This window comes from Nocardia spongicola (assembly GCF_047200775.1).
In the GTDB taxonomy this organism is placed as follows: domain Bacteria; phylum Actinomycetota; class Actinomycetes; order Mycobacteriales; family Mycobacteriaceae; genus Nocardia.
Genome location: NZ_JBJZOO010000017.1, coordinates 58,735 through 66,923, shown reverse-complemented (window position 1 = coordinate 66,923; position 8,189 = coordinate 58,735). Strand labels below are relative to the sequence as shown.

Here is an 8,189-nt window from a genome sequence, read left to right as displayed (position 1 = left end):
CGTTGGGGGCCTTCGGCATTTCAAGACAACCCCTACTTCGATGATCGGCCATGGCCTATCCAGGCAGCGCCCGAACACACGCACATGCCGATTTCCGTAAACCCGAAGACGGCCGCGGGAAGTATCCGGGTTGTCTCCGATGAGGCCGATATCGTTCTGCGAGGCGACGTTGCCGTCGTCAGGTATGAATTCGGACCGGTGGGGGTTCGGCGAATTCTGGCGGATCTCACTGTGGCAATCGTTGACCAGTGATGTTGGCACTGTCGCGTACCGCGCCGTATTGCGAACCTGTCTCGATGAGCTGGGTCCGCCTTCACTCGTCGGAGGCCCTTGTGCACTGGCCAGTTGCAGGCCGTTCGACTGTATGAGTTGCTATCGTTACTGAGTGATCGACATCCGACAGGCATGGTGGTGGCTGCTCCAGCAGCCCGTCTAGCTATGTCCGCGGGCTGTACGCAGCCCGCATGTCATCTGACCTGAACGAGGTTCGTACAGCCCATTGACCATCCAGGAGCTGTACGTTGAACACCTTCTCCGCCAGTATCGAACGCAGCGACACGTTGCGTTCCGCAGTCAACGAGAACCCCGACCGGTACCGTATCCTCACCGGCGAACGGCCCACGGGTCTTGTGCATTTGGGTCACTACTTCGGGACCGTTTCCGAACGGGTGCGGTTGCACAGCTTGGGCGTAGACACGTTCGTCATCCTTGCCGACTACCAGGTCATCACTGACCGCGACGCGATCGGTCAGGTCCGGGACAACGTCTACAGCGCCGTGCTGGACTATCTGGCTGCCGGCATCGACCCCGACCGGGCGACCATCTTCACGCACTCGTCGGTCCCGGCGCTGAACCAGCTCCTGCTGCCGTTTCTGAGTCTGGTGACAGAGGCCGAACTTCACCGCAATCCCACGGTCAAAGCGGAGCACGCCGCATCCGGACGCGCGCTGAGCGGACTACTGCTGACCTACCCGGTCCACCAGGCTGCCGATATCCTGTTCTGCAAGGGCAACCTGATACCGGTGGGGAAGGACAACCTGCCGCACGTCGAGCTCACACGGGTGGTCGCGCGGCGTTTCAATGAACGTTACGGCGATGTGTTCCCTGAACCCCAGGCGCTCCTCACGTCCGCACCGGAAGTTCCCGGTATCGACGGGCGGAAGATGTCCAAGAGCTACAGAAATGCGATCGCACTGTCGATGACCGACGACGAGACGGCGACTCTGATCCGTCGCGCCCCGACTGATTCGGAGCGTGTCATCACGTTCGACCCCGACAACCGTCCCGGCGTGTCGGCGCTGCTGACCACCACTGCATTGTGTTCCGGAGTCGACGAGCGTCAACTGGCAGCCGAGATCGGTGATGCGGGCGCCGGGGAGCTGAAGAAGATCACTACCGAGGCAGTCAACGAGTTCCTCGCTCCACATCGTCGTCGCCGCAACGACTTCGCGCGCGACCCTGACTTCGTGCGCTGTGTTCTGCGAGACGGGAACCGCCGCGCCAACGAGGAGGCAACCCGCACCCTCGACGAAGTGCACGCTGCGATGGGAACGGTGTACTGAAATGACAGTTCCCCACCGCCCCGGCCTACGCCACCTACCGGCTCCACCCCGATGTCACCAACATCATGTCTTCATACAGTTAGTCCGGAGAACAGTGTGGGTGGGGAGGACCCGATGAAACGATGGCGACTCAAGGGGCCACTTCGGCAGAAATACACCCCGCCTCCGGCCATCCAGCGCAGTGAAAAGGCGGCCAGACCGAGCCTCACAACCACCATTTCACTCCGCTCGATCGTGTTTCATTCCGCCAGTGGCGCCAGTTCGCCTGGCCCGAAGTCCGATAGCAGCCGTCCAGTGACACCATGGCACGGCCGAACATCGTGCAGCACAACCGATCCCTGACACTCGGCGCGATCGGCCCGATGTCGAGATTGTTATGTCGAACAACAAATTGCCTATTGTGCCTTGGGTCACAGTCGAATATGTTGCTGTAAGCAACATATGATCCACCCGGTCGGCCGGGCACAGTCCGGCCGCGGTCCGGGTTCGACGAAAGGCCCACTCATGCGTAAGGGCATGTTCAGTGCTGCGGTCATGTCGGTCGCACTGCTGACCACACTCACAGCTTGCGGCGACGACTCGGCGGATACCGGCGGCAAAGCCCAGATCGGTGTGATCCTCCCGGATAGCAAGACTTCGGCACGGTGGGAGACGGCGGATCGGAAGTATCTGCAGCAGGCGTTCGATGCCGCGGGCGTCGAGGCCGATATCCAGAATGCCCAGGGCGATAAGAACGCCTTTCAGACCATCGCCGATCAGATGATCACCAAAGGCGTCTCGGTCCTGGTGATGACGAACCTGGACAGCGGCACGGGGAAGGCGGTGATCCAGAAGGCGAAGTCGCAGGGAGTCACCGTGATCGACTATGACAGGCTCACCCTCGGCGGCGGTGCGCAGTACTACGTCTCCTTCGACAATGTGCAGGTCGGCAGTTTGCTCGGTGCGGGTGTGGCGCAGTGCCTCACCGAACGTAATGCGGTGCGTCCGGTGGTCGCGTATTTGAACGGTGCGCCGACCGATAACAACGCCACTTTGCTCGAGACCGGCTACGACAGTGTGTTGGAGCCGAGATTCGCCGCGGGGGAGTACCTGAAGGGTCCGGACCAAGCTGTTCCGGAATGGGACAACACCAAGGCGGGCACCATTTTCGAACAGATGCTCACCAGCAGGCCGGATATCGCGGGGGTGGTCGCGGCGAACGACGGTCTGGCCAACGCCGCGATCGCGGTGCTGAAAAAGCAGAAGCTCAACGGCCAGGTTCCGGTCAGTGGGCAGGATGCGACAGTCCAGGGCTTGCAGAACGTGCTCGCCGGCGACCAGTGCATGACCGTCTACAAGGCGATTCGCAAAGAGGCCGAGGCGACCGCGAATCTCGCTGTCGCGCTGGTGCGAGGGCAGCAGGGGACGACCAACGGTACGGTGCGTGACCCGGAGGCGAACGCCGATGTGCCGGCGGTGCTCTTGGAGCCTGCGGCGATCTACCCGAGCGATGTCAAGGATGTGGTGGCCGACGGCTACGTCAGCAGAGAAGAGTTGTGCGCGGGGGAGTTCGCGAAGCTCTGCGCGGACAACGGAATCTGATAACGGCATGCCCCTTCCGCGGTTCGATGAGGGGCGGCGGAAGGGGCTTTTCGGAGGAGAGTTACTCATGACCGAACAGCCGGTTATCGAATTACGTGGAGTGGAAAAGAGTTTCGGCCCGGTTCAGGTACTGCACCAGGTCGGTTTCAGCGTTTATCCTGGCGAGGTCACCGCGCTCGTCGGAGACAATGGCGCGGGTAAGTCGACGCTGGTCAAGTGCATCGGTGGCACGTATTCGATCGATGCGGGCGAGTTCTTGTTCGAAGGCAGGCCGGTGCGGGTGCACAATCCGCGCGATGCCGCGGCGCTGGGAATCGAGATCGTTTATCAGGACCTCGCGCTCTGCGACAACTTGGACATCGTCCAGAACATGTTCCTCGGCAGGGAGCGCAGGCGTGGCCTCGTGCTCGATGAGTACGCCATGGAGGAACTGGCCGGAAAGACCTTGGCGAGCTTATCGGTCCGTACGGTCACTTCGGTCCGCCAGCAGGTATCGAGCCTGTCCGGTGGGCAGCGTCAGACGGTGGCGATCGCGAAAGCCGTGCTGTGGAACAGCAAAGTCGTGATTCTCGACGAGCCGACGGCCGCGCTGGGCGTCGCGCAGACCCAGCAGGTACTCGAGTTGGTCCGTCGGCTCGCTGATCAGGGGCTGGCGGTGGTGCTGATCTCGCACAATATGAACGATGTCTTCGCGGTGTCCGACCGGATCGCCGCGCTCTATCTGGGCCGGATGGCAGCCGAGGTCCGGACCTCCGATCTGACGCATACGCAGGTCGTCGAACTGATCACGGCGGGCCGCAGTGGTGCGCTCGGCCTAGAGGCGAGCGGAGCCACCCGATGACCACGGTATCGACCGAACAGCGACCGGCGCCGCCTGCGACCCAGTTGGTGACCGGCTACGTCGCCAGGGTGCGTGGTGGCGATATGGGTGCGCTGCCATCGGTGATCGCGCTCATCGTGCTCTCGGCGATCTTCTGGGCTGCTCGCCCGGTCTTTCTGTCCGAGGCGAACTTCGCCAACCTGTTCACCCAGGGCGCGGCGATCGCGGTGATCGCGATGGGGCTGATCTTTGTCTTGTTACTCGGTGAGATCGATCTATCGGCCGGGTTCACCAGCGGTGTCTGCGCGGCCGTGCTCGCTGTCCTGCTCACCGATAAGGGATGGCCGTGGTACCTGGCGGTGCTGGTCTCGCTGCTCACCGGGGCAGCCATCGGATCAGCGATCGGTGCGGTGGTGGTGAAGATCGGCATCCCGTCGTTCGTGGTGACATTGGCGGCGTTTCTCGCCTTGCAGGGCGTGGCACTGAAGATCATGGACAACGGCCGCAATATCGCCATTCACGATGAGACGATTGTCGCGATCGCGAACAAGAATGTGCCGCCGCCGCTGGGCTGGGCACTCTACGTAGTGCTCGTCGTCGGCTTCGCGATCGTCCAGTATCGGAATTTCCGGACCCGCGCGAAACTCGGGCTCGCCACCACGACAGCGCTGATGGTTGTAGTGCGTATCGTGGCGCTGGCCCTCGTGGCGGGTATCGCGGTCGCGGTGCTCAACGGCGAGCGCAGCCGTAACCCGGAACTGCATTCGCTGGCGGGTATGCCCATCGTGATCCCGCTGATCGTGGCGCTGTTGCTGCTGTGGACCTTTGTCCTCGACCGTACCTCCTTCGGTAGGCATATCTATGCGGTCGGCGGTAATGCGGAGGCGGCTAGGCGGGCAGGTATCGCGGTGGCCAGGGTGAAGATCAGTGCCTTCGTGCTGTGTTCGACCATGGCGGCGGTCGGTGGGCTGATCGCGGCTTCACGGGCCAACTCCGTCGACCCGAATACCGGTGGCAGCGATGTGCTGCTCACCGCGGTCGGCGCCGCGGTGATCGGCGGCACCAGCTTGTTCGGCGGACGGGGCAGGATGCTGGATGCGGTGCTCGGCGCCGCGGTGGTCGCGGTGATCAACAACGGTATGGGGCTGATGGGCTTCAGCGCGGGTACGAAATTCGTTGTGACAGGATTGGTGTTGCTCTTGGCTGCCGGAGTGGACGCCTTATCGCGTAAGCGCGCGCAGTCGCATCGATGAATTCTCTGTTCCGCGACGAAAGCCGGTGAATGCGAGCAGCACCTTCTCCTGAGGAGATCCGCACGCGCAACCTTGCCGTGCTGCTGCGGCACGTTCACCACGACGGAGCGGTATCGCGTGCCACTCTCGCCGAGCGAATGGGGTTGAATCGCAGCACCATTCTCGCCCTGACCACGGATCTGGCCGCCGCCGGGCTGGTGAGCGAGGAACCGCCCGGCCAGACCGGCCGGGCGGGCAGGCCGTCGTTGGTGGTGCGGCCGCTGGCGCATCGGGTCTACGTGGTCGCGCTCGATGTCGGCGCCGACCGGCTCGCCGCCGCGCGGGTCGGGCTCGGCGGTTCGGTGCTCGACCGTACCGAGACCGAGCGTCCCAGAGGCGCGTTCGACCCGGACGAGGTGATCACCGCGCTGGTGGCGATGGCTCGGGCCATGATCGACAAGGCGACGCCTGGCGCGGTCTGTGTGGGTGTCGGTGTCGCGTTCTGCGGTATGGTTCGCGCGCAGGACGGCGTGGTCAGGTACGGGCCGAATATCGGCTGGGTGGATGTGCCCTTCGGTGCGACGATGACCGGTGCGCTCGATCTGGGGCTGCGGGTCGTGGTCGGCAACAATGCCGATCTCGGCGCACTGGCCGAACGGGAACGCGGTGTCGGCGAAGGTGTGGCGAATCTGATCTACCTGCACGGTGATATCGGTATCGGCGGTGGCATCATCGCCAATGGGGAACTGCTGGGTGGCGCGAGCGGTTACGGCGGGGAGATCGGGCATATGATCGTGAATCCGGGCGGGCGGCAGTGCGCCTGCGGTTCCAGGGGCTGCCTCGAGGCCGAGGCGGGCGAGCTCGGGCTGATCGCGGCGACGGGGCGGAGCGATCCCACCGGACGGGTGTCGGTCGGCGAGATCGTCGAGGCTGCGTCCCGTGGTGATGTGGCCGCGCGAGACGCACTGCACCGGGCCGGTGAATGGCTCGGTTATGGCGTCGCCAACCTGGTGAATATCTTCAACCCGTCCATGGTGGTCTTCGGGGGCGTGCTGCGTGAGATCTATCTGGCTTCGGCGGCGCAGGTGCGCAGCCGGGTGGCGGTGCACAGCCTGCGGGCCGCTCGGGAGCAGGTCCGGTTGCGTACCAGTGCGCTCGGCGATGACGCGCCCCTGATCGGCGCCGCGGAACTGGCATTTACCGACGTACTCACCGATCCGTTGCAGGTATTGACCGGCGCCGCTCGTGACTGACGGACGAAAAGAGAGCCAGGGCGAAGGATTCTGTGCTTCGGCGCTCGCTGCTCACCACACCCAAGGGATGAGCCGTTTGGTGCCGCGGCAATAGATTCGGTAGGCCTCGCCCAGGGTCTCCAGCAGCGCCTGCTCCTCGATCCGGATGCGTCGGCTCAGCACATATACCGGCAGGATCGTGGCAAGCGCGAGTGAGATCCAATTGGCACAGGCCAGGCCGAAGCCGGTGGTGATCAGCGCTACTCCGGTATAGGAGGGATGCCGGATGCGGCGGTACGGGCCACGATCCACCACGCGCTGATCGGCATCCACCTCGACAGTGGTTCGGAATGCGGCTCCAAGCACAGCGATTGCCCACACTCGTAAGGCGAAGCCGAGCCCCATGAGCGTAAGACCGACGATCTGCCAGAAAAGAGGTGGGGGGCCGGGAAAGGCGAACGGACTCGACTCGGGCAACAGTGCCCCGATCAGGGCGGCGCAGAACACCGAAACTATGACCACCACGTAGATGGTCGCCCGGCTACGCTGGTCATGCGCGGTCGATCCTCTGCCCCGCAGTTTGTCCCGCACGATAAGTCCAACCTCGTACGCCAGCCATAACCATGTGGCCAGCACCGCCACAGTCACGGTCTACCTCCCTTCCTCCACGATCCGGCAATCGATAGCGACCCATCGAAGCAGTCGAGAAATATCCGGAAAACCTCAGTCCATAGCCCTGATTCGCGACCAAAGGATCCCGGCGCAGGTCCGGGTCAGCTGGCTGTGCGGTTATCGGTGTCGCCTGTTGTCGGCGAGTGCGGCGGTCAGGTCACGAGCGGTGGCGCGAGTCGCTTCGATGAAATCATCGCGTTCGATCCGGGTCGTCGCTGCGCGTAGTGGCCCGAGCTGGACCTCGTAGGCCGCGGTGCCGTTCGCGTCGAAAACGGGCGCCGCGAGATAACTCAATGGCAGTATCTCATCGGAATCCAGTTCCGCTCGGGTGAAAGGCCGCGCGGTGAGTGCGGCGAGCTGCCGAAGGGTGCGCGTACGCAGCTGCGGCCGCAACAATTCGGAGCCGACCGCGCTGAGCAGGTCGGCGAGCAGATCGACCAGGCCCGCGTCGTCGGCGCGGGGCCGGAACACCGCGATGCCGCGCTCGCGTACCAGTGCCAGCAGCGCGCAAGCATTGTGCTGATCGTCGTCTTCGGTGGCGGTGCGCAGCCAGATATTCTGTTCCCTCGCCGGACGCCACGGCATCACGCCTGCGCCTGCGGGGAATTGCAGCGGTACGCGATGCCCTACCGGAATACCGGGAACCACCCGGTCGACACCATGCCTGACATCGAGCACGGTGAGCCGATCGGGTTCGATCCGGCTGAACGTCGCGCCGTATCCGGTGCGTGCGGCCAGCTCAGCGAGGAGGTCGCCGACATCGTGCGGAAGGGCCGCGGTGGGTAGTCCGGCCAACGCGGGACCGATGATATAGCCGCGGGTCGGATCGCGGACCGCCCAACCGGCCGTGGTCAATTCGGAAAGAATCGCACTCGCCGTGGCGCGGGCGATACCGAGCTGTTCGGCGATGCCCGCGGTGCTGATCGGTGCGTCGGCGCCGGCCAGCAGCGACACGATGTCGACGACTCGACGTGTCGGCGGTGAGGAGGATCGGTCCGGCATGTTGGCAACCCCTTGTCCCCGCGTGGGTACGAGACGTACGATGACGAATATCAGTTTATCAGTCGTCGAATATTCGTCACCTGATCTG

At 63.9% G+C, this 8,189-nt stretch carries 7 protein-coding genes and 1 pseudogene; 6 read left to right on the top strand and 2 right to left on the bottom strand.

Going from position 1 to position 8,189, the window contains the following annotated elements:
- Positions 1-521 precede the first annotated feature (521 nt).
- From trpS to ACL02S_RS21260, 6 genes and pseudogenes are all read left to right on the top strand, one after another.
- Positions 522-1,562: a tryptophan--tRNA ligase gene (gene trpS, locus ACL02S_RS21285; RefSeq protein WP_412804233.1), complete on the top strand. Its 1,041-nt coding sequence runs from the start codon at positions 522-524 to the stop codon at positions 1,560-1,562.
- Between the two features lie 504 nt (positions 1,563-2,066).
- Positions 2,067-3,143, top strand: a complete 1,077-nt coding sequence (locus tag ACL02S_RS21280; protein ID WP_412804232.1) for a sugar ABC transporter substrate-binding protein — start codon at positions 2,067-2,069, stop codon at positions 3,141-3,143.
- 67 nt (positions 3,144-3,210) lie between these two features.
- Complete coding sequence (locus tag ACL02S_RS21275) at positions 3,211-3,984, top strand: ATP-binding cassette domain-containing protein (protein ID WP_412804231.1); 774 nt, start codon at positions 3,211-3,213, stop codon at positions 3,982-3,984.
- A pseudogene (locus ACL02S_RS21270) lies at positions 3,981-4,463 on the top strand (ABC transporter permease subunit); the annotation flags it as partial. The gene ACL02S_RS21275 and the pseudogene ACL02S_RS21270, both read left to right, overlap by 4 nt.
- A gap of 171 nt (positions 4,464-4,634) precedes the next feature.
- On the top strand, positions 4,635-5,216 hold the full coding sequence (locus tag ACL02S_RS21265; RefSeq protein WP_412804239.1) for an ABC transporter permease subunit: 582 nt from the start codon (positions 4,635-4,637) through the stop codon (positions 5,214-5,216).
- A 29-nt stretch (positions 5,217-5,245) separates the two neighbouring features.
- Entirely contained in the window at positions 5,246-6,448 is a 1,203-nt protein-coding gene (locus ACL02S_RS21260) for an ROK family transcriptional regulator (protein WP_412804230.1), read from the top strand.
- A 51-nt stretch (positions 6,449-6,499) separates the two neighbouring features.
- Here ACL02S_RS21260 and ACL02S_RS21255 read toward each other — a convergent pair whose 3' ends face one another.
- The gene (locus ACL02S_RS21255; RefSeq protein ID WP_412804229.1) at positions 6,500-7,075 is read right to left on the bottom strand and encodes a methyltransferase family protein; all 576 of its coding nucleotides are present in this window, start codon (positions 7,073-7,075) and stop codon (positions 6,500-6,502) included.
- Between the two features lie 141 nt (positions 7,076-7,216).
- On the bottom strand, positions 7,217-8,101 hold the full coding sequence (locus tag ACL02S_RS21250) for a helix-turn-helix domain-containing protein (protein ID WP_412804228.1): 885 nt from the start codon (positions 8,099-8,101) through the stop codon (positions 7,217-7,219).
- Positions 8,102-8,189: the final 88 nt, after the last annotated feature.